Consider the following 22,370-nt stretch of genomic DNA (forward strand, 5'->3'; position numbering starts at 1 on the left):
ATTGGTCTTCGCTTGATTCCGGCGTAATCCTATGACTTTTCCATTAACCGGATGTCTGCTTTCCGGCCGCTATGATCATGCCTCGTCGGCCTTCGAACGCTGTGCGTCTACATTGCATGCTCAGGCTGAAGCACTGGCCATCAGTAGTACCAGCCAGCCTGTTGTCGATATCCACGGTCTTGAACTGGATTTCGAAGTGCCTGGCCTTGCGCCGATCCATGGCAGCTTGCTGGGTTGGAGCGGAGGCTGCAGAGAACCGGTCAGTGAGTTGGCCATACAGGCCGCTTCTGGGCTCATGGCAGTCCATGGCCGGGCCAGTGGGGGGCCGAGGCCACTGGGTATCGACTATGTCTCTACGCTTGCGACCAGCCTGACGCTTCTGGGGACCTTTGCCTGCGCACTTGGCCAGTTGCGAGGCAAGCGCCATTCCCGGGTGGAGATGTCTCTTGCGTCAGCTGCTGCTCTCAGTATCGGCCAGTATCTTGCCGGTGCTACCGCCGCGGACAACCCCGAGCAACTGCTGCCTGGTTGTAGTTCTCCTCATGAACGACCGCCGTTCACTTCTGCTGATGGCGTGGTCTTCGAACTGGAAAGCCTGCACGCGGACCCCTGGCGGCGCTTCTGGAATGGCTTGGGGGTTGTCGACGAAGTGGCCGGTAGAGGATGGAAGGCATTTTTGATGCGCTATGCGAAGGCGGTGTCACCGATACCTGCCGAGATGATGGAGGTGCTGGCCAGGCTGCCTTATGCCCTGATTGCACAACGTTGCAGGGAAGCCGGGGTATCCATCTGTCCGCTTCGCAGGCTCACCGACCGGCTCATGGACCAGGACTTGCCCCAGTTGCTGGAGCAGGGGCCTTGGCAATTCACTCCCGGAATGGCGAATCTGCCGCCATTCGAGCGCCATGAGGGCGGTGGTCTACCGCTTGAGGGGATCACAGTCGTCGAATCCTGCCGGCGTATTCAAGGGCCGTTAGCAGGGCACTTGATGGCCTTGTTGGGAGCTGAGGTCGTACGTATTGAGATGCCGGGAGGCGATCCGTTACGTGGCATGCCTCCGTTGATGAATGGGTGTTCGGTACGTTTCGATGCGCTCAATCGCTACAAGCGAGTCCTGGAACTGGATATCAAGTCGGCGAGAGGGCGCAGCGAGTTGTTGGAAATGGTTCGTGGAGCGGATGTCTTCCTGCACAACTGGGCTCCGGGAAAGGCGGCTGAGCTGCAACTTGACCATGAGCATCTGGTTCGAGCCAACCCTGCGTTGATCTACGCCTATGCCGGGGGGTGGGGGGCAAACAACGGTCTGGATGATATGCCCGGCACTGATTTCATGGTCCAGGCCTGGTCTGGCATTGCTCACCAGATTGCGCACAACTCTCCCAGTATCGGCGGCTCGCTGTTTACGGTACTGGATATAATGGGAGGTGTTGTTGCCGCTCAGGGCATTGGGGCAGCCTTGTTGGGCCGAGCCTTGAATGGGGAGTCAGGAAGAGTCGATAGTTCCTTGCTCGGGGCGGCATCGTTGCTGTGTTGTGAAACACTCCAGACGCTGCGTAACTGCCGGCCGTTGCGTGAGCCGGTACTTGCCGGTGTCTATCCCACCGCGGAGGGGCCCCTGATCCTGGAATGTCATGATCAGGTCCAGCTAGAGCGACTGGCGGCCATTCTGGACTGTCGACTGGATACCGAACCCGTAGTACGTGATGAAGAGATCACCCGCTGTCTGGCCACCCATGATGCTGCGACGTGGCAGAGTCTGCTGCGTGATGCTGGTCTGATGGCTTCCTGCGTGCAGGAAGACCTGTCGGCATTGCACCAGGACGAACGCATCGCGGCGTGTCTGGAAACCGATGGCTACACCTTGGTCAAGTCTCCCTGGAGGTTTGCATGAACGATTCTGGCATTGTCGATCTGGTGCCCTCTGCGGTGCGTAGTGAGTGGGTCCGGAATGACCTGTATCCGAATGCATCGGTGTTTCAGCTATTCCGGCAGCATGCAGAGCGCCACCCCATGAAAGAGGCGGTCCTGGCGCCGGACGAGAGTATCAGCTACGCAGATCTGCTCGATCACTCCTTGCGCTTGGCCGCAGGGTTGCGGGCGAGAGGAATCGTGGCTGGAGATGTGGTGGCCTATCAACTCACCAACAGTTGGCGCTGTTGTGCCATTGATCTTGCCGTCGCTGCCTTGGGGGCTGTGGTTGCACCTTTTCCACCAGGCCGTGGACGTCTCGACATCGAATCGTTGTTACGCCGCTGTGACGCGAGAGCGGTCGTTGTACCCGCTGAGTTTGCTGGTATAGACCTGTGTGAGCTTATCGAGTCACTGCGCCCGACACTCCTCTCCGTACGAATCCCTATTGTCGAAGGTGGTGAGCCCCAGCCAGGCTGGTTGTCACTGGATCAGTTGATGAAGACAGAGCCGCTGGAGATGGCATCCTTACCTGCTGTCTGTCCGGATTCGCCGGTGCGCCTGCTGGTTTCATCCGGCACTGAGTCGGAACCCAAGCTGGTGGCCTACTCCCACAATGCTCTACTTGGGGGGCGAGGGCGCTTCCTGCAACGCCTGCATGCATCCGGAAACGACTTTCGTGGATTGTATCTCGTGCCTCTGGGGTCTGCGTTCGGCTCCACTGCCACGTTCGGCAGTTTGTCATGGTTGGGGGGATCTATCGTAGTGCTACCGACATTTGATGTGGCAGCAGCGATTCAGGCTATTGAGCGTTTTCGTCCGACGCATATTCTCGGCGTGCCAACCATGTTCCAGCGAATTGCTGCGGATCCAGCACTGACTCAGGTGGACAGATCCAGTCTGGTGAGTCTAGTCAGCGGTGGGGCACTGATCGATGACGCCAGTGTGCGGCGCTGCACGGAGGCATTCGGTTGCGGCTTCATCAGCCTGTATGGATCCGCTGATGGCGTCAATTGCCACAACACTCTGAACGATACTCCAAGTGTGTTGGGGAGTGTGGGAAGACCCAACCCCAGTGTCTGTGAAATTCGTATTGTTGATGATCAGGGGGGTGAATTACCTCAGGGAGAGATCGGAGAGATCAAGGCCCGAGGCCCCCTGAGCCCGATGCAATACGTCAATGCTCCCGAACTGGATGCACGTTATCGCGATGTGGATGGTTGGGTCCGTACCGGTGACCTGGGCTGCATTGACCGCGATGGGTATCTAGTACTGGCTGGTCGCAAGAAGGACATCATCATTCGCGGCGGGGTGAACATCAGCCCGGTAGTGATCGAAAGACTGGCGACCAGCCATCCCGATGTGGTCAGTGCGGCCTGCGTTGCCGTACCGGATGCCGACATGGGACAGCGCGTATGTATCTGCATCACCCTACGGGACGGGGCGCCCCGTTTCTCTCTCTCGGAACTGACCGATTTTCTAACCAATCAGGGGCTGGAGGTTCACAAGCTTCCCGAATATCTGCGCTTCTATCGACAGTTGCCACTTAGCCCAGCGGGCAAGGTGGACAAGAAGAAATTGACTGCCGAAGTGTCCTGCCTGGGGCACAGGGCCAGCGCGGACATCTAGCGGAGTGTTCATGGATATTTCACAGATGCACTCCAGCGCGGACGTCAAGGCGTTGGCACGGCGCACGAGAGCCTTTGTCGATTCCTGTATCGTGCCTCGTGAATCGGAACTGGCAGGGCCGTCGGAAGTGGCAGAGGCCTGTCACAATGAGTTGATGGGAAGAGCCCGAGAACAGGGGCTCTGGGGATTGTTCCATCCGGGGCACCTGTCGAGCCTGCAGGACTATCTGGTGGTCGCCGAGCAGGAAGGTCGGTCTGAGTATGGGCCGGCCATCTTCGGTGCTGATTTGACTCTGGATGCACACATGTTGTCGCGTCATGGGAATGCTGAGATTCATCGCGAGTTTCTGACGCCTCTGCTGAGAGGAGAGGCCGTCTCTGCTTATGCCATGTCAGAGCCTGACAGCATAGGCTCGGTGCCCGCTACTCTCACTACTCGCGCTGCAATAGGGGATGGTTACTTGCGTCTGGATGGCCGTAAGTGGTTCATCTGCCGAGCTGATCGGGCCAGCTTCTTTACTGTGGTGGCTCGCACAGCTCAGGGAGACCTGGCTGATGGCCTGTCGATGATCGTTGTGCCTTCAGGGTTACCCGGGTTTTCCGTTGCCCGTGAACTGGATGTGTTGGGTAGCTTTCATGGCCAGGCGGAACTCGTCTTCAACTCAGTGCGTGTTCCGTCTACCCATATCCTCGGTCAACCCGGCACAGGTCTGGCCTTGATGCAGGAGCGCCTCCAACTGGGACGTCTGCTGAGGTCTGCTCACTGGTTGGGTTTGGCTCAGCGCTGCTTTGATCTGCTTTGTTCTCGGGTGGCATCCATAAGAGGGAAGCAGGCTTGCTTGTCTGATAAGCAACTGGTGCGCTTACGGGCTTTCGAGTCATATCACGCCATTGTTGCGGCACGAGGATTGCTGCGAGATACCGTACGTCAGTTTGATGCGTCGGCCTGCAATGACATTGATGTCAACGTGACCAAGGTGGCTGTCTCGCGAGCACTCAGCCTGGTAGTGGACTCAGCGATTCAGATATACGGTGCTGAAGGCCTCAGCCATTTGACACCACTGTCCAGTATCTATCGAGCCGCACGTGCCGCTCATATTCTCGACGGCACTGATGATGCTCTGATCAGCGCCGTCGGACGACGATTGCTGGAGGGGGAGCTCAACCACGGCAGCAAGGATGTTGGCTGGTCAATATCGACTGTGCCACATGGGGATATGGCAACACGGACACCGTCATAGGAGAACTCGATGACTCATGATGCTGGCTCAGAGGGCATTATCAACAGGCGACATTCGCTGCTGTTCCGTGGTGTATTGATCAGCGCCATGGCGCTACCGATGCTGGTCTTCTACGCCATCGGTACTCTCGGGCCTTATCTGGTGGATGACCTCAATGTGGTGCCGGGGTGGTTGGGCTATCTGACCATGAGCTCCTTTGGCCTTGCCGCGCTGCTGTCGTTGTGGGCAGGTCCACTGGTGAGCCGACTTGGCGCACGGCAGTCTCTGGTGTTGCTGTTTCTGCTGGCGAGCATGGCCTATGCCTTGTTGGGGCTGGCAACCAGCTTTACTGGCGTAATGTTGGCGGTAGCAGTGTGCGGCATTGCTCAGGCGCTATCCAATCCCGCAACCAACCTGATGATTGCCAACTCTGTACCGCCGCATCAGAAGGCCTCGGTAGTGGGAATGAAGCAGGCTGGCGTACAGATTTCGGCGTTGTTTGCTGGGTTGTCGTTACCGGGAATTGCTGAGCTGCTTGGTTGGAGAGCTGCATTGGCCGTGTTGATCCCTTGTGGTCTATTGCTTGCCCTTGTTACCTGGAAGGTGACAGCTGGTGACAGGCCGACGGCAGCGGCTCGATTCAGTTTGACCAGGCCGAGCCGTATCCTGGCGCTACTGATGGTAATCCAGTTCTGTGCTGGGGTTGCTCTTTCGGCTTTCATCACCTTTCTGGGGGTGTATGCCACCCAGCAGGGGATGTCATCGGTAACCGCCGGTAGCCTGGTAGCAGTCTTCGGTGTCATGGGCATTCTGGCACGAGTCGGGTTGACTCCCCTTGCAGGACGCATGCGCGATGCATCCTGGTTGTTGTTGCTTCTGTTGGTGCTGTCGGCGGTGGCGATCGGGGTGATCATACAGACGTCACCCGATCGTCAGTGGACTCTTTGGGCCGGTACGATCGGGATGGGGTTGACTGCTGTGGCTACCAATGCAGTCGCCATGAGCATGCTACTGCAGGATCGTGCTTTCGGCGCGCCGGCAACGTCGGCGGGGATGCTATCGGCAGCTTTCTTCGCAGGGTTTGCGGTTGGGCCTCCGAGCTTTGGTGGCTTGTCTACGAGTATCTGGGGGTTCACGGGGGCTTGGACTGCTCTGGTAGTAGTTCTGGTGCTGGGAAGCATCGTGGCGTTGGTTCTCTCTCGATGCCGCAGTAATGGATGGGCTGGAGAGGTTCTTTCTCAGCCGGTGGAAGGGAAGTAGCACTATGGATGGGAACAACGCAATCTCTCCGTTGAGCCAGGCAGAACGCACAAAGGCCATTGATTCATTGCTGATGCGGCTGGATGCGATTGCGAGGCTCAATGAGGATGGGGTTCCGCTGTATTCGTCAGGGTTGAGCAATCGTTGGGTGTTCTCTCGACGAGGTTCATGGATGGGAGGGTTCTGGGCGGGACTCTGGTGGCTGCGGGCGAGAATTTCAGGAGCAGCTGTTGATAGGGATACCGCGCAGAGAATCCGTCGCCGACTTGTCGATCAGATGGATGTGAAGACCATTAACCGCAGCATGGTTTTTTGGTATGGAGCGGCGCCGGGAGCCTTGTGGTTCGATGACCGAACGTCTCACCAAATGCTTGAAACCGCCGCCGAAGTGGTGGCGGAATCCTTCAGCCACAGACTGGGATGTATCCCGTTAGGGTCAGGTATGGGAGGCGGAGACGCCGGGGAGCAGTGCATCTCCATTGATGCTTTAGCTCCCACTTTACGTCTGCTGGCACATAGCTCCAGGGAATCCATCCGAAGGCTTGGAGGAGCGCATCTTGGTGGGACCCTCGCTGGCTGCGGTACTCGGGAAGGGGCCTATCATGGGCAGGTGACTCGACCAAGCTATCAGAATCCAACGGAGGCCGCCGGGCGCTGGTCTAGAGGCCAAGCTTGGGCGATGCTGGCGTTGGCACAGGCTGCAGAGCTCCATGGAGAACCGTTCCTGAGTGAGGCTCGGCGAGCTTGCGAGTATTGGCTGACATCACGCACTCAGCTTATTCCGGTAAGTCATCTCGATAAACCGCAGGAAGGAGAAGACCCCAGTGCCGCCGTCCTTTCTGCCATTGCCATGTTGGGGTTGTCCAATCAGCCGGGGCAGACTGATGGCTGGAAGGCGCAAGCTGAGCGTATATTGGCTGCGGTGGTACGTAGCCGGTACTTTATTTCAGAAGGTGATCTGGCAGGCCTTTTCGTGGGTATGCGTTATCGCACTGGTACCAGAGAAGAACTCGTGGAGTGCTGTTGTTCGAGCTTCTTCCTGTTAATTCTGTTGCTGGTTGCTGAAGGAAAAATCGGAGTTTTGGAGCTGTAGTACTCTAGAATGCTCCGAGAGTGGGAGCAGCATCGAACTTGATGATCGGCTCGTAAAGGCACTCTATGAGATTCAGGAGCCTGGGCGTCGGACACTTGACCATACTCAGCGAGGCCGGTGTCCTGGACCCCACATGTAGTAGAACCCCCAATCACTGCTGCGACCATGCCAGCGGACAACTGGAATGGCATGAACAGGTTGCGCCCGATCCAATCGGCGAGAACCATGATGGTCGCTCCCAGACACCCGGCGGCGAGGAGCTGACCCTGTGCCCGGGCGAAGCCTATGACCCGGGCCATGTGAGGAGCCAGAAGACCAACGAACGTCAGTGGTCCTACGGTCAGCGTGGCGGCCAGAGTCATCAAGGCCACGATCGCCAGTGGAATGGCACGGCTGACGGTTGTGCGCACTCCCAGAGCAGAAGCGGTAGCCGCGCCCAATGGCAGGATTTCCAGTCATCGCACCAACGGTGCGAGCATCATGCTGAGCATTACCGCCAAGACCACCAGCCAGGTGCTTGACTCGATACTGGCGTAATAGGTTGATCCGGACAGCCAGCCTCGCCAGATGTAGTAATTCGCGCCGGTCGAGCCGTGGGTATTCAAGACGCTATCCCGACCGGCGCTCCAGTCGCTCATGTCTCATTATTCAGGCCCGATTGTTCAAGCCAGCTTTTCTGGTTGCAGCGCTCTGCGAAATCAATGCGCTGCACTGCGGGTGGCGTACCCTATTTGGCTTGAGCGGTATTGGTCGTCAACAGCGCTGTTCGCCGAGATGGAGTCGGTGATTGTCTTGTGCGGAATAAGCGCGGATAGGGGTAGAACAAAGTGCGGGCAGATCAGGAGGCTGAAAATACTGTAATGCATTGATGATGCTGGTGCCCGGAGCCGGGCTCGAACCGGCACGGTGTTGCCACCGAGGGATTTTAAGTCCCTTGCGTCTACCAATTTCGCCATCCGGGCAAGGAATTCGAGCGTGTCGAAGGGCACATCAAGAAAGGAAAAATGGAGGCTGGAGTCGGAATCGAACCGGCGTACACGGAGTTGCAGTCCGCTGCATAACCACTCTGCCATCCAGCCTCAGGAGTCGGCGTATCTCTTGCGAGATGGAGCGGGAAACGAGATTCGAACTCGCGACCCCAACCTTGGCAAGGTTGTGCTCTACCACTGAGCTATTCCCGCCTGACTCGAGAGCGTATTATAAGGATAAGTCGGTGACTGTCAAACGCTTTTCACGAACTCGTCTACATCGAGCGGCTCAGCTCCGGCCAGGCCGCACGCAGGTACTGAATCATCGACCACAGCGTCAGAATGGCCGCGACATACAGAACTACGACCCCGAGACCTGCGATCAGAGTGCCGGCAGGGAAGGCGAGCAGAACCAGCAGGGCAACCATCTGCAGGGTGGTCTTGACCTTGCCGATCCACGACACGGCCACTGAGCCGCGCTTGCCCATTTCAGCCATCCACTCCCGCAACGCCGAGATCACGATTTCCCGACCGATGATGACCAACGCAGGTAACGTCAGCCACATGGAGTCGTACATTTCGATCAGCAAGGCCAGTGCAACGGCGACCATCAGCTTGTCGGCCACGGGGTCGAGGAACGCACCGAAAGGCGTCGACTGATCCCAGCGGCGGGCCAGATAGCCATCAAGCCAGTCGGTAATCGATGCCAGCGCGAACAATACCGCTGCCAGCGGCATGCTCCATGAGAAGGGCAGATAGAACAGCACCACCAGCAAGGGTATGAAAACGATGCGTGCGAGTGTCAAGAGATTAGGAATGTTCATGGTAACCGCTATCCTTGCTGCAGTGCCGTTCAATGGAGGCAGGCACCCGATTGGAGGTGCCTTATTCTATCCGCGAAGATGCAACTCATCCATGCAATGAACGATGAATTGTTTCTGCCATGGTGGTGCTGATACCAGGAACACGGGCCAGCTCGTCTCGCGTCGCCTGGCGAATTCCCTGAAGACCGCCGAAGAAGCGCAATAGCTCACGCCGCCGTTTGGGGCCGATTCCCGGAATATCCTGCAGAGTCGAGGTACGTCTGGCCTTGTCGCGCCGCGCGCGGTGCCCAGTGATTGCAAAGCGGTGCGACTCGTCGCGCAGGTGCTGGATCAGATGCAAGCCAGGTGACGTAGGTGGCAGCGCCAGGCTTTGATCCACGGTCTCGATGAATAGCGTCTCAAGGCCCGCTTTGCGCGTGGTGCCCTTGGCGACCCCCAGCAGCATGAGATTCTCGATCCCCAGTTCCAGAAGCACGTCCCGCGCCATGTTGAGCTGGCCCTTGCCGCCGTCGACCACCAGGATATCCGGCATGACGCCTTCGCCTGCATTCAGTCGCTTGAAGCGGCGCGTCAATGCCTGTTGCATGGCAGCATAGTCATCGCCAGCGGCGACGCCATCGATATTGAAGCGTCGATAGTCGCTCTTGCGTGGCCCGTCATGATCGAATACCACGCAGGACGCGACAGTTGCTTCCCCCTGGCTGTGGCTGATATCGAAGCATTCCAGGCGTTGCGGCGTTTCTTCCAGGTTCAGTGCTTCGCGCAGTGACTCGAAGCGTTTCTCCAGCTGCTGTTGGTTGGCCAGTTGGGCCGCCAACTGCTGCTCGGCATTGGTGCGCGCCAGTTCTCGCCATTGGGCTCGATGGCCACGCACCTTGTCGGTAACTCGTACCTGGCGCTCGGCCTTCTCGCTGAGTGCACTGGAGATCAAGTTGGCATCAGGAATCGTATGGCTGGTCAGGACTTCCGTAGGGATTTCCTGGGGCTGGCCCAGATAGTACTGGCTGATGAATTCGCCGAGAACCTCAGCCTCGCCGATATCCAGCCCATTATTGGGGCTGTAGTGGCGTGCACCGAGCATGCGTCCCTGGCGAATGGTCAGTAACGAGATGCTGAGGGCGCCGGACTCACTGGCTAACGCGAACACGTCGGCATCACCACTTCCGGTATCAACGATCTGGCGCTGTTGCAGGCGGCGCAGGTCCTGCAGCTGATCGCGCAGGCGGGCGGCCTCTTCGAAATTGAGCTCGCGGCTGGCGGTGTCCATTTCCCGGGACAGTTCGTCGCTCACGGCTTCGCTGCGACCTTCCAGGCACTGAATGGCATGCTCCAGGTCGCGGCGATAGTCCGCTTCGCTGATATAGCCGACACAAGGAGCGGTACACCGCTGGATCTGGTACTGCAGGCAGGGCCGAGTGCGATGGGCGAAGACGCTATCCTCGCAGTTGCGAATACGGAATACCTTCTGCATCAGTGACAGCGTTTCACGTACTGAACCGCTACTGGGATAAGGTCCAAAATAGCGACCGTCCTGATGGCGGGTACGTACGCGCTTGTGTTCGAGAGCCGGGAAGGGGTGGTGGTCACTGGCGAAGACGAAAGGGTACGACTTGTCGTCGCGCAGCAGAATATTGTACGGCGGCCGTAATTGCTTGATCAGCGTCTGCTCAAGCAACAAGGCTTCCGTTTCGCTATTGGTGACGGTCACCTGTATATCGGCAATGCGTCCCACCAATGCCTGAGTCTTGGTGTTGAGCGCCCCGCGGAAATAGCTGGCAAGGCGAGCCTTGAGACGGCGTGCCTTACCAATGTAGAGCGTATTGCTCTCGGCATCGAACATACGGTAAACGCCAGGTGCTTCGCTTACCGTATCGAGAAATCGTCGTGAGTCGAAGGTCATTGTGAGGTCGTGCTGGCTGAGGTCAGCGATCTGGACGTATTGGCATATGCTAACAGACTCTGGCGTCCGGACCCCACTGTCACGCCGGGTTTCAGTGGTGCGTGCATCGATCTGCCACCGGAGAGGCAGATCTGAGTGAGCTAGTCTTCCTTGAAGCCTTCCACCAGCCCATGGCGTAGCCCAAGGTGAGTCAGGGCCACGTCCGAATTGACACTGAGTTTCTCGAAGATCCGGTAGCGATAGGTGTTGACCGTCTTGGGGCTCAGGAACATCTGATCGGCAATATCGGAGACGCGTTGGGCGTTGACGATCATCATCGCTACCTGGAGCTCGCGTTGGGATAGCTGGTCGAAGGGGTTTTCCTCGTGATCAATACGCGAGATGACCAGACGCTGGGCAATCTCTGGACTCACAAAACGCTGGCCGGCGAATACGCTGCGAATCGCCAGCACCATCTCGTCATGATGAGACCCCTTGCTGATGAAACCGTGAGCACCGGCTTCAAGCAGGCGCTGAGCAAAGCTTTCCTCGATGAAGGCCGTCAGTACCAGAATGCGAATGTCTGAGGTCAGGCGACGAATCTTGCGTGTGGCCTCGAGCCCGCCAATCCCCGGCATGCGGATATCCATCATCACTACATCAGGATTCAGGCGTCGTGTCTGGGCAATGGCTTCCTCACCATCGGCGGCTTCACCGATGACGCAGATGTCCTTCTCCGCATTCAGCAGGTGTGCAATGCTGGTTCTAACCAAATGATGGTCATCCGCAACGAGAACCCTAATCAAAGCCGCTGCTCCTGAAAGATAAGATCAATATGGTGACGCCGATACTGGGGTGAGGCGCATGAGAATGCCTGTTATTTTGCCTTGTTATGCCTTCAATGTACTGCCAAGACTGTCACAGATTGTTTCCAAGGGGAATTGGGAACATGACGAGTATCAATGCATCAGCACACATTGTACTGGTGAGTATATTGAGGGTTCTCGAAGCAGGGCGTTATCTACGCGTTCTGTGTGCCATTCACTCGACGCTATTCATGGATAAAGGCGCACATTTTTGCAATGCGCGAATTCCGAGCTCCGTCGGGCGCTTCATGATCGAAGCACGATGAGCGCCTGGACGAAAGTCTCGCGGTTTATGCCTTGCCAGGGGGTGGGCTGCCGACTAGATTCCCTGTGATGGTATGACACGTATACAGTCATCCTATGTTGTTGTTGGTCATCGCATCCGGTGACTATCCGGCACCAGGTCGAATCGATCTGCGTGCTGGAGTGGGGTGATTGTAGTCAGGCTTGCTCGATGCCCCGGGCTACCGGGAAATGTTGCCGGAACCTGACGCCATGGCCTGTTTCCAGGGTCTGGCTCAGGGTTCTGGTTCCAGGAGCTACATCCAGGAGCTACAGGAGAACAACAAGATGCGTACCCTTCCCCGACCTTTCCCTTCAGGTTTTACTCCTCGCGTACTGGTCGCCGCGCTGGCCAGTTTCGGCCTCGCCGGCACGGCTGCCGCTGAGACCCTCACCTTTGCACATGTTTATGAAACCTCCGAGCCATACCACCAGTGGGCCCTATGGGCGGCGGACGAGATAGAGACGCGTACCGATGGCCGTTACAGCATCGAAGTGCATCCTGCTTCGTCACTGGGCAAGGAAGCAGATATCAACGAGGGGCTCAGTCTGGGAACTGTCGATTTGATTTACACCGGCAACCAGTTTGCTGGCCGCTCCTATGGTCCGATCGGCATCGCCGGCGCGCCCTATATGTTCCGTGATTTCGACCACTGGAAGGCCTACGCCGAGAGTGATCTGTTCGATGAAATCGCGCAGGGCTATGAAGATGCGACCGGCAATGTACCGTTGGCGATGAACTACTATGGACGGCGCCATGCCACTTCCAACAAGCCCATCAATACCCCTGCTGACATGCAGGATCTGAAGATCCGTGTGCCCAATGCGCCGATGTACATGATGTTCCCTGAGGCGGTTGGCGCCAATCCCACACCGATAGCCTTTGCCGAGACCTACCTGGCTCTGCAGCAGGGAGTGGTCGATGCTCAGGAAAATCCACTGCCCACCATCAAGGCCAAGGCCTTCTATGAAGTTCAGGACTACATCAACCTGACCGGGCATATCACCGATTCGTTGATCACGATTGCCAGTGGTTCGTTGTGGAGTCGTCTCTCCGAGGAGGACAGGCAGGTCTTCCGCGAGGTCTACACCGAAGCGGGTGAGGGCATCACTGAGGATATTCTCCAGCAGGAGCAGGATCTGGTGGCGTGGTTCGAGGAGCAGGGCGTTACCGTCAACGAGGTAGATACCGAGCCCTTCCGCGAGGCGGTATTACCTTTCCACAACGGCGACGCTGCGACCTGGGATCAGGAAACCTACGACCGTCTTCAGGCGCTGGGCCAATAACGCCTGACCTTCTGTTTGCCGGCGGTTCTCAACAGACAGTGACCGCCGCGCAACGGAGTGGGTCAATCCGCGAACCTGTCGATGTCAATCCGAGAGCCTGTCGATCCACGAGCCCACGGACCCGCGAGGAAAGTGCGATGAATGACAACGGAACCGCTCGGGAATCCTCTGCTTTCGAGGTGCCTGAAGACGATGATCAGATTCGGCGGGGTGATTATGCGCTGGAAGACTACTTGACCCTCGTCGTGTTCTGGCTGTTGGCGCTGGATGTGTTCCTGCAGTTCTTCAGCCGTTACGTGTTGGGTAACTCGATTGCCTGGACTGAGGAAATGGCGCGCTATCTGCTGGTGGCGGTGGGTTTTCTTGGCAGCGCGATGGCCGCGCGCAAGGGAACGCACATTGCTGTGGAATTCTTCTACCGCTACCTGTCGGATTCAATGGCGCGGGTCATGGCAGTAATTGTTGATGTGATCCGTGTCAGCTTTCTGGCGGCCATGGTGTGGATTACCTGGCAACTGGCTCAGCGAACCAATTCGATGATGGTGTCCGTCGATGTGCCCAAGAGCGTGCTGTATTACGTGGTGATGCTGGGCTTCGTGTTGATGCTGTTGCGTTCGTTGCAACTGGCCTGGCACCACTATCGAACCGGGCGTAGTGAGCTGATGCTTCAGCAGCAAGACGACTGACTGACGGGAGCGCCTGACATGAAAGACATGATGTTAACCGTGCGGCGTGGGTCGCGCGTTGCACCACTGATCGTGGGCCTGGCGCTGGCGGGATGTGTGGCTCTTGCCATCAGCGGTCAGTACCTTTCCCTGTTGTTTGCCATGCTGTTCACCATGTTGGTGTGCGGAGTCCCGATTGCCATCAGTCTTGCTGGCTCGTGCCTGATCTACGTAGTACTGACTGGCCGGGTTCCTGATGTAGTGGTGGTGCATCGGATGGTCAATGGCATCGACAGCTTCCCACTGCTGGCCATTCCATTTTTCATTCTTGCCGGAAATCTGATGAATAACGGCGGAATTACCACACGGATTTTCGATTTTGCCAAGGCGCTGATGGGCTGGATGCGGGGTGGCCTCGGACACGTCAATGTGGGCGCCAGCATCGTCTTCTCCGGTATGTCGGGCGCCGCAGTCGCCGATGCAGGAGGGCTGGGAACCATAGAAATCAAGGCGATGCGTGATGCCGGCTATGACGAGGAATTCTCGGTGGGTATCACCGCGGCATCTTCCACCATCGGTCCGATCATACCGCCCAGTCTGCCGATGGTGATCTATGGCGTGATGGCCTCGGTCTCCGTAGGGCAATTGTTTGCCGCTGGACTGGTTCCCGGGTTGCTGATGGGCATAACGCTGATGGTGATGATCTTTCTGCTGGCGCGGCGCCGGGGGTACCAGCGTGACGCCCGGTTCTCGATCAAGGCAATCGGCACCAGCTTCTCGCGGGCCTTTCTGTCACTGCTGACGCCGGTGCTGATTGTCGGCGGGATTATCACCGGCGCGTTCACGCCGACTGAGGCAGCGATTGCGGCGGTTGTCTATGCGCTGGTGCTGGGAGGTCTCGTTTATCGCACCCTGACCTGGCGGAGGCTACTCAAGGTCAGTATGGAGACCATCGAAACCACGGCAGTGATCCTGTTTATTGTTGCGGGAGCCTCGATCTTTGCCTGGATTCTGACCAGTAATCAGGTTGCTCAGCACGTCATGTCGCTGCTCGGGCCGTTCCAGGACAACCCGATAGCGATACTGTTGATCATCAATCTGGTGTTGATTGTGGTGGGCTGCTTCATGGAAACCATCGCCGCAATCACTATCCTGGTTCCGGTATTGCTGCCGGTGGCTGTGGCATCCGGTGTTGACCCGGTGCACTTCGGGGTGATCATGGTGCTCAATCTGATGATTGGCCTGCTGACGCCGCCGGTAGGCATGGTGCTCTATGTCCTGTCACGCGTTTCCGGTATTTCCTTCGAACGCTGCATGAGTGGCACCTTGCCGTTTCTGGTGCCGTTGGTGGCGGCGCTGTTGCTGGTGACTTTCATCCCGGCGATTTCACTGTGGCTGCCGACGCTGGTGTATAGGTGATATGAGCTGCGGGCTACGAGCCAAGAGAAGAGCCAGGAGCCAGAAACGGGAATGAGGAAGGATCATGCACAAGGATGATATCTGTTGTCATGTCGATAGCGAGGATCTGCGGCGCTTCATCGGACAGAGTCTGACAGCGTGTGGTGCTGATGAAGATTCCAGTGCCGCCGTCGTCAGAGCGCTGGTTACGGCATCGCTGATGGGAGTGGATAGTCATGGGCTACGTTTGCTGCCGCACTACGTCAAGGAACTGGAAGGAGGGCGAGTTCGCGGGGCGCCTCGGCTGCAGATCGAACAGCGCCTTGCTGCAACAGCGGTACTCGATGCAGGCCACGGTTTCGGCCACCTTGCCGGGTATCGCGCTGTCGAACATGCGGTAGGCATGGCACGAGAGGTCGGCGTAGGATGCGTAGCGGTCGGCAATTCGTCCCACTTCGGAGCCGCCGGCTGTTACGCGCTGGCTGCCGCAGAACAGGGCATGTTGGGCATGGCGCTGTGTAACTCCGACCCCTTTGTGCTGTTGCACGGCAGCCGGCGCGCCTTTCATGGCACGAATCCCATCGCATTTGCTGCTCCTGTTGAGGGGCAGAAACCGTACCTGCTGGATATGGCCACCAGTTCAGTACCATGGAATCGCGTTCAACAGTATTCGGCCATCGGCCGTTCCCTGCCACCGGATATCGCCGCCGCCGACGATGGAAGCACGACCACCGATGCCGGAGAAGTTGCAGCCCTGCTGCCCCTCGGCGGAGCTGGATTTGGCTTCAAGGGTGCAGGACTGGCCGGGATGGTTGAGATATTGAGCTCGACGCTGGCCAATATGGTGCACGGCTTTCATCTGCTGCCCATGGGCGGAGAGGATATGTCGACACCGCGTGGCGTTGGACATTTCTTTCTGGTGATGAATCCTGAAGCATTTTGCGACCGAGCCATCTTTCAGCAACGCATGGCCGCCTACTTGAAGGACCTACGCGCCATGACTGGTGTCGGCGAGCAGCCGGTATTGGCGCCTGGAGATCGAGAGTGGCTGTGCCACCAGCAGCGTAGCCGAGAGGGTATTCCGCTGGATCGCGCACAGCGTGATGCCTACTGTGAGCTGTCGCAGCATCTGCAGATTCCAGCGCTGACCGAGCAGCACCGGGCAGGCTGATGGGATGAACTGATGGGATGAACTGTGACATGAGCTGACGGGCTGATGCCGCTTCATGTCGTGGGTAGGCGTCACAGCGGTCTCTGGGTGCAGTACCATGGCAGCATTCGACCTCGAATGTAAGCGGGGGAACTGAAGTGAAGGAGAACCGCGTCGATGAGCAGATATCGGGTAGAGCGCAAGACACTCTCCGAGCAAGTGGCAGAGCAACTGGAAGCTGAAATTCTCGAAGGGCGACTGGGTGAGAACGACCAGTTGCCTTCGGAGCGTGAACTGATGGAGCAGTTCGGAGTGGGCCGCCCGGCCGTGCGCGAGGCGCTGTTCTATCTGCAGAAGCTCGGGCTTATCGCCATCAATAGCGGTACCCGTGCGCGGGTGATTCGCCCCACCGCAGAGGCGGTCATGGCCAGGTTGTCGGGAGTGACTCGGCAGCTACTCTCTCAACCCCAGGGCCAGCAGTACTTTCAGGAAGCCCGCGCCCTGTTTGAAGTATCACTGGCGCGCCATGCGGCATCCCATGCGACCGAGGATGACATCGCGCAGTTGCGGGCAGCACTTGACCATCAGCGTTCAGTGATTGGCGATGAGGCGGCCTTCAAGCGTGCTGACAATGACTTTCACGGCGTACTGGCTGCGATTGGGCGTAACCCGATCTATGATGCACTCCACCAGGCACTGTCGGAATGGCTGGATGACCGTCGCGCTCAGGCGTTGCAGCAGGATGGTGAAGATGAAGCAGCACTGCTGGCACACACCGAGATTGTCGAGGCGATCGCCTCGCGAAATGTGGATGATGCGGAAGCCGCCATGCGTCGTCACCTCGATCGCCACTATGGAACCTATATGCAGCTGAAACAGCGACTCGGAAAACACTGACTCTGGCCGACAGCAAGCGCCCGATGCCGTCTTGAGCTCGGCATCGGGCGCTTGTTCTTGCATCGCGGGGCTGTGTATCGAAGCGCTGGTTCGAAGCGCTAAGTCAATTCAAAGGGCTATAGCGAGACGCCGCGCTTCCAGGGGATAAAGTCATATTGCGCCAGTTCGACGGCTCTTGGCGCATAACGCGCGGAAGCGGTATCCAGACACAGCTGCAGTAGCTGGTCCGCGAGCTCATCGATCGATGTCTCACCTCGAATCACCGCCCCGGTATCGAAATCGATGATATCGGCCATGCGCCTGGCCAGATCCGAGTTGCTCGATACCTTGAGCACCGGCACCACCGGATTGCCGGTTGGCGTACCAAGCCCGGTGGTGAATATCACCAGGTTGGCACCTGAGCCCACCAGTGCTGTTGTCGATTCGACATCGCTGCCTGGCGTGCAGAGCAGGCTCAGCCCGGGTCGCGTTGCCGGTTCGGTGTAGTCGAGCACTTCCACGACTGGGCTGTCGCCACCCTTGCGTGCGGCTCCCGCTGACTTCATGGCATCGGTGATCAGGCCGTCGCGAATATTGCCGGGTGAGGGGTTCATGGAGAAGTCAGCGCCCACCGCCGCAGCATGCCGCTGGTAAGCTTCCATCAGCGTGGTGAAACGCTGTGCCGTAGCATCATCCACGCAACGAGCACGCAGCTCATGCTCAACCCCACACAGTTCCGGGAATTCACTGAGAATGCCGCTACCGCCGAGGGCCACCAGGCGGTCGATCGTGGCACCAACCACCGGGTTGGCGCTGAGCCCCGAAAACCCATCCGAGCCGCCACACTCCACCCCGATGCGCAGTTTCGACAACGGTGCGGGTTGGCGTTCGACACGATTTGCCTCGCGCAGCCCATCGAAGATGGTCGTCAGCGCCTCACGGATCAACGCCTCCTCACTGGCGGTAGCCTGTTGTTCGATATAGTGCACCGGTCGCAGCCCTTCAGGGTCGCGTTCCTTCATCGCCTGTTTGAGCATCGCAATCTGGGCTTTCTGGCAGCCAAGGCTCAAGACCGTGGCCCCGGCCACATTGGGATGGTTGATGTAGCCAGCGAGCAGACGGCACAGCGCCAGCGCATCATCATCGGTGGTACCGCAGCCTTGATGGTGCGTCAGGAAGCGCACGCCATCGACATTGGGAAAGGGCGAGACATGGAGCGGTGATGGATTGTCATCGTCCACTCCATGCAGCATTGCCTTCGCCATCCGCTTGTAGTCGCGGTAAGGGTCATCGCCCAGCGCTTCGGCAACACTCTGTCGCAGTACCTCGATGTTACGGTTCTCGCAGAACACCAGCGGTACCACCAGCCATATATTGGCCGTACCGACCTGACCATCAGGCCGATGGAAGCCATCGAAAGTCGCGGTGGAGAAGGCGCTGACATCCGGCATCTGCCAATGTGCCTCGCTGGCACCCGGCCCAGTGGAGTCAGAGTCGGTTGAATGCGCAAGGTTGTCAGTGCGGATCGCGGCTCCGGCAGCTATTGGCTGAGTGGCACGGCCGACGGTGACACCGTACATGGTGACGGTGTCGCCGGTCTTGAGATCGCATAGTGCAAACTTGTGCTTATGCCGAATGGGTTCGACAAGACGGATGATCTCGTTGCCATCCTCAATCTCTGTACCCGCGGCAAGGTCACGTAGCGCAACACGAACATTGTCCCGGGCGTGCACACGCAGGCTGGGGTGTCCGGCGCTATCGCTGGCAATGGTCTGTGGACTGCTGTTGGTATCGATAGCCATGGGTCACGGTCTCCTCATGGGCTGCTGGGGTATCCGACTCAGGTATCCGACTCAGGTAACCGGTTCAGGCATCCGGGTCCGCAATCACCTCTTGAGTCTGGATGCCCAGGCCCTCGATTCCGAGGCGCATCGACTGTCCCGAGCGCAGATAGACTGGCGGCTTTTGACCAAGACCAACCCCGGGTGGTGTACCGGTCGAGATGATGTCGCCCGGCTGCAGGCTCATGAAACGGCTGAGGTAACTGATCAGGAACGGCACCTGGTAAACCATGGTGCGGGTTGAGCCGTCTTGATAACGCTTGCCGTCGACTTCCAGCCACATCGCGAGGTCATGCGGGTCAGCAATCTCGTCCGGCGTGACCAACCACGGGCCGATGGGGCCGAAGGTGTCACAGCCCTTGCCCTTGTCCCAGGTGCCGCTGCGCTCCAACTGGAACTCGCGTTCGGAGATATCATTGACCACGCAGTAGCCTGCTACATGATCAAGCGCATTGGCTTCCTCGATGTAGCGTCCCGCCTTGCCGATGACGACACCCAGCTCTACTTCCCAGTCTGTCTTGTTGGAACCACGGGGAATCAGGACATTGTCGTTGGGGCCACAGATCGCGCTGGTCCACTTGTTGAATACCACCGGTTCAGGTGGGACATCGGCACCACTTTCTGCGGCATGGTCGGCGTAGTTGAGGCCGATGCAGATGAACTTGCCGACCTGGCCCACGCAAGCTCCGATGCGGGTGGTATCACTGACTTCCGGTAGCCGTGACAGGTCTAGAGAGGCAATTCGCGCGAGGTTGGATGCCGATAGATGTTCGCCAGCGAGATCATCGACCTCACTGGAGATATCGCGAATGACACCTTGATCGTCGAGAACAGCGGGGATTTCCTGGCCCAGGGGGCCGACGCGCAACAGTTTCATGGAGAGTCCTTGTAGAAAGCCGGTGAAAAGTCTTTGTCGAAAGTTCTTGTGGGGAGCCCTTATGGAACGCCTCCGTAGAACGACCTGGTGGCACGTCCTCGTGAAGAGCGCGCCTGGCGTTATGCCAGCCAGCCACCATCGATGACCTGAGCGGTGCCCGTGGTATAGGTGGATTCATCGCTGGCGAGGTAAGTAGCCAATGCAGCGATTTCCTCGACACTTCCGAGCCTGCCCATGGGCTGGCGGTCGAGAAAGGCCTGATGTACTTCATCCTGCGGTCGTCCCTCGCGTTCTGCCTGGTCGTGGATGCGCTGGCGCAGCGATGGCGAGTCCACAGTACCGGGACAGATGGCGTTGCAGCGTATGCCCTGGGTGACGTAATCCGCAGCAACGGAGCGGGTGAGTCCCAATACTGCCGCCTTGCTGGTGCCGTAGGCGAAGCGGCCAGCAACACCCTTGAGGCTCGAGGCCACGGAAGCCATGTTGATAATACTGCCCGTGCCGGCCTGCAGCATGCCGGGCAGAAACGCAGAAATGGTATGGAACATCGAACCGACATTGATCGCCATGGAGCGTTCGAAGTCTTCCGTATTGCAGTCCAGCAGGCTGCCGCTATGGACATAGCCCGCACAGTTGAACAGCACTTCTACTGTTGGCAGGCGTGAGGCCAATTCCTGGATAGCGACCGGATCGGTCACATCCAGGCGGTGGCACTCGATGCCATCAATGTTACGCAGCCTGTCGAGCTTATCGGCATCGATATCGGTGGCGATGACTTTAGCTCCCTCGGCCGCAAAGCGAATTGCTGTTGCCTGACCGATGCCCTGGCCTGCCGCGGTGATCAGGGCAACCTTGTGCATGAGGCGCATGCTCTATCCTCGCGATTGTCCAGCCTGCTGCCGTACCCCATGGGCGGGGCACGGCAGAGCCTGCATTTGTTATGCCCGTCAGGACCATCTGAGGACTTACCTATAGGATGGTATGACAGGATGAAAGCATGACGTATGTAGCGAGTATGGCTCAGCTATCCGCGGCTTGCCAATGATCGCATGAGCGACCTCCGCAGGTGCGGCTCGACACATCACAAATGGCGCTTCATTGGCGACGCTGATGAGCCAGCCAGGCACGGATGCCGTATTGCCAGGGCGGCAACTGGTCACTGCGACCCACCGGGTTGGACAAGCTTCCAAGTGTCGGGGTCGAGATGGTGACTACGTCATCGAGGTGATGGGTAAAGCCCTGACCGGGACCATTGCGATCCTGAATGGGCGAGAACATGGTGCCGAGGAACAGCATGAAGCCATCCGGATACTGATGGTGGCGACCGATGGTCTGAGCGACCAGGTCGAGAGGATCACGGCTGATCTCGCGCATATCGCTGCTGTCCTCGAGGACAAAGCCATCGTCGTGGCCTTCGATGCGTAAGCTGACCAGTGCATTTCGAATGTCATCTATCGAGAAGTGGTCATCGAACAGGCGGATGAACGGACCGATGGAACAGGAGGCGTTGTTGTCCTTGGCCTTGCCCAACAGCAGGGCGCTACGCCCTTCAACATCGCGCAGGTTGACGTCATTACCCAGGGTCGCGCCCTTGACCTTGCCGCTGGCATCGACGGCCAGTACGACTTCGGGCTCCGGGTTGTTCCACTGTGACGACGGATGCAGGCCGACACTGGCGCCGAAGCCCACTGCCGAGAACGGCTGCGATTTGGTGAACACCTCGGCATCGGGGCCGATACCGACTTCCATATACTGTGACCAGGCACCGCGTGCTTGAAGTTCAGCCTTCAGCGTCATGGCTGCCTCGGAACCGGGTTTGATGCGCGACAGATCGCTGCCGATGATCTCGTTCAGCTCGCTGCGCAGGGTGTTGGCGCGAGAGGGATCTCCGCCGGCCTGCTCTTCGATGACTCGCTCCAGCAGGCTGACGGCAAAGGTCACACCGCAGGCCTTGATCGCTTGCACGTCACAGGGTGCCAGTAGATACGGGCTGACCTGAGGACGAGCCTGCGAATTGGCAATCAGCGTCTCGATCGAACACAGTGCCTTGCCGTCGCCGTTGGCTGCCAGTTCTGCGGCATCATCACGTTCGAGTAGGTCGGCCATCACGCTGACATGGCCGCTCAGATCAATGACCTCGCCAGCACGCAGGGCCACGATCACCGGGCCACGTTGTTCGTCGAGCCATACGCGTCCTACCAGCAGCGCACGTTCTGCATCCTGGGGAAGAATCGAGTTGATCAAGGGAGAGTCTCCTGAAATCCTGTTTGTCGGAAAATATCTTGTGGCTTGGCTGTGTTTGATTCGAGTGTGTCTGATTCAAGTGTGTCTGACTCGATTGCGATTGG

At 58.3% G+C, this 22,370-nt stretch carries 19 protein-coding genes and 3 tRNA genes; 10 read left to right on the plus strand and 12 right to left on the minus strand.

Annotation, left to right across the window (positions count from 1 at the left end):
* Positions 1–31 precede the first annotated feature (31 nt).
* Genes AR456_RS08825 through AR456_RS21245 form a run of 5 tightly spaced genes read left to right on the plus strand, consistent with a single transcriptional unit; the run spans position 32 to position 7,109 of the window.
* On the plus strand, positions 32–1,891 hold the full coding sequence (locus AR456_RS08825) for a CoA transferase (RefSeq protein ID WP_021821065.1): 1,860 nt from the start codon (positions 32–34) through the stop codon (positions 1,889–1,891).
* Positions 1,888–3,537 (plus strand): class I adenylate-forming enzyme family protein, encoded by a 1,650-nt coding sequence (locus AR456_RS08830; RefSeq protein ID WP_021821066.1) that lies wholly within the window; start codon positions 1,888–1,890, stop codon positions 3,535–3,537. Before AR456_RS08825 ends, AR456_RS08830 begins: the two co-directional genes overlap by 4 nt.
* 10 nt (positions 3,538–3,547) lie before the next feature.
* Positions 3,548–4,777: an acyl-CoA dehydrogenase family protein gene (locus AR456_RS08835; RefSeq protein ID WP_021821067.1), complete on the plus strand. Its 1,230-nt coding sequence runs from the start codon at positions 3,548–3,550 to the stop codon at positions 4,775–4,777.
* Positions 4,778–4,786: 9 nt separating this feature from the next.
* Entirely contained in the window at positions 4,787–6,016 is a 1,230-nt protein-coding gene (locus AR456_RS08840) for an MFS transporter (RefSeq protein ID WP_021821068.1), read from the plus strand.
* A 4-nt stretch (positions 6,017–6,020) separates the two neighbouring features.
* The gene (locus AR456_RS21245) at positions 6,021–7,109 is read left to right on the plus strand and encodes a hypothetical protein (protein ID WP_021821069.1); all 1,089 of its coding nucleotides are present in this window, start codon (positions 6,021–6,023) and stop codon (positions 7,107–7,109) included.
* On the opposite strand, the gene AR456_RS21790 is transcribed toward AR456_RS21245, so the two are convergent.
* From AR456_RS21790 to AR456_RS08880, 8 genes are all read right to left on the minus strand, one after another.
* Positions 7,001–7,519 carry an iron chelate uptake ABC transporter family permease subunit gene (locus AR456_RS21790; RefSeq protein ID WP_417935337.1) on the minus strand — a complete coding sequence of 173 codons (519 nt, stop codon included), beginning with the start codon at positions 7,517–7,519 and terminating at the stop codon, positions 7,001–7,003. The two genes, AR456_RS21245 and AR456_RS21790, sit on opposite strands and share 109 nt — an antisense overlap.
* A gap of 45 nt (positions 7,520–7,564) precedes the next feature.
* Positions 7,565–7,747: a hypothetical protein gene (locus AR456_RS21795; RefSeq protein WP_081694740.1), complete on the minus strand. Its 183-nt coding sequence runs from the start codon at positions 7,745–7,747 to the stop codon at positions 7,565–7,567.
* 237 nt (positions 7,748–7,984) lie between these two features.
* Positions 7,985–8,071: transfer RNA gene (locus tag AR456_RS08855), tRNA-Leu, on the minus strand.
* 43 nt (positions 8,072–8,114) lie between these two features.
* Positions 8,115–8,188 (minus strand) — tRNA-Cys (locus AR456_RS08860).
* A gap of 27 nt (positions 8,189–8,215) precedes the next feature.
* Positions 8,216–8,290, minus strand: a tRNA-Gly gene (locus tag AR456_RS08865).
* Between the two features lie 62 nt (positions 8,291–8,352).
* Positions 8,353–8,901 (minus strand): CDP-diacylglycerol--glycerol-3-phosphate 3-phosphatidyltransferase, encoded by a 549-nt coding sequence (gene pgsA / locus AR456_RS08870; RefSeq protein WP_021821071.1) that lies wholly within the window; start codon positions 8,899–8,901, stop codon positions 8,353–8,355.
* 85 nt (positions 8,902–8,986) lie between these two features.
* Complete coding sequence (gene uvrC / locus AR456_RS08875) at positions 8,987–10,801, minus strand: excinuclease ABC subunit UvrC (protein WP_021821072.1); 1,815 nt, start codon at positions 10,799–10,801, stop codon at positions 8,987–8,989.
* A gap of 140 nt (positions 10,802–10,941) precedes the next feature.
* The gene (locus tag AR456_RS08880) at positions 10,942–11,586 is read right to left on the minus strand and encodes a response regulator (protein ID WP_021821073.1); all 645 of its coding nucleotides are present in this window, start codon (positions 11,584–11,586) and stop codon (positions 10,942–10,944) included.
* A 630-nt stretch (positions 11,587–12,216) separates the two neighbouring features.
* On the opposite strand from AR456_RS08880, the gene AR456_RS08885 reads away from it, so the two are divergent.
* From AR456_RS08885 to nanR, 5 genes are all read left to right on the plus strand, one after another.
* Positions 12,217–13,215, plus strand: coding sequence for a sialic acid TRAP transporter substrate-binding protein SiaP (locus AR456_RS08885; RefSeq protein WP_031208912.1), 999 nt, complete (start codon positions 12,217–12,219; stop codon positions 13,213–13,215).
* 137 nt (positions 13,216–13,352) lie between these two features.
* Complete coding sequence (locus tag AR456_RS08890; protein WP_021821075.1) at positions 13,353–13,901, plus strand: TRAP transporter small permease; 549 nt, start codon at positions 13,353–13,355, stop codon at positions 13,899–13,901.
* 18 nt (positions 13,902–13,919) lie between these two features.
* Positions 13,920–15,299 (plus strand): TRAP transporter large permease, encoded by a 1,380-nt coding sequence (locus AR456_RS08895; RefSeq protein WP_021821076.1) that lies wholly within the window; start codon positions 13,920–13,922, stop codon positions 15,297–15,299.
* Positions 15,300–15,363: 64 nt separating this feature from the next.
* Positions 15,364–16,449 (plus strand): Ldh family oxidoreductase, encoded by a 1,086-nt coding sequence (locus AR456_RS08900; protein ID WP_021821077.1) that lies wholly within the window; start codon positions 15,364–15,366, stop codon positions 16,447–16,449.
* A gap of 156 nt (positions 16,450–16,605) precedes the next feature.
* Complete coding sequence (nanR, locus tag AR456_RS08905) at positions 16,606–17,325, plus strand: transcriptional regulator NanR (protein WP_021821078.1); 720 nt, start codon at positions 16,606–16,608, stop codon at positions 17,323–17,325.
* Positions 17,326–17,441: 116 nt separating this feature from the next.
* On the opposite strand, the gene AR456_RS08910 is transcribed toward nanR, so the two are convergent.
* The 4 genes from AR456_RS08910 to AR456_RS08925 all read right to left on the minus strand — a co-directional run bounded on the left by AR456_RS08910 (position 17,442) and on the right by AR456_RS08925 (position 22,266).
* Positions 17,442–19,106, minus strand: a complete 1,665-nt coding sequence (locus AR456_RS08910; RefSeq protein ID WP_021821079.1) for a UxaA family hydrolase — start codon at positions 19,104–19,106, stop codon at positions 17,442–17,444.
* A gap of 64 nt (positions 19,107–19,170) precedes the next feature.
* The gene (locus AR456_RS08915) at positions 19,171–20,022 is read right to left on the minus strand and encodes a fumarylacetoacetate hydrolase family protein (protein WP_021821080.1); all 852 of its coding nucleotides are present in this window, start codon (positions 20,020–20,022) and stop codon (positions 19,171–19,173) included.
* Between the two features lie 119 nt (positions 20,023–20,141).
* A complete protein-coding gene (locus tag AR456_RS08920; protein ID WP_021821081.1) occupies positions 20,142–20,891 on the minus strand; it encodes an SDR family oxidoreductase in 750 nt (249 codons plus the stop codon).
* Between the two features lie 226 nt (positions 20,892–21,117).
* Positions 21,118–22,266: a fumarylacetoacetate hydrolase family protein gene (locus AR456_RS08925; RefSeq protein ID WP_021821082.1), complete on the minus strand. Its 1,149-nt coding sequence runs from the start codon at positions 22,264–22,266 to the stop codon at positions 21,118–21,120.
* Positions 22,267–22,370 lie beyond the last annotated feature (104 nt).

The sequence above is a fragment of the Halomonas huangheensis genome, from assembly GCF_001431725.1.
Lineage (GTDB): Bacteria > Pseudomonadota > Gammaproteobacteria > Pseudomonadales > Halomonadaceae > Halomonas > Halomonas huangheensis.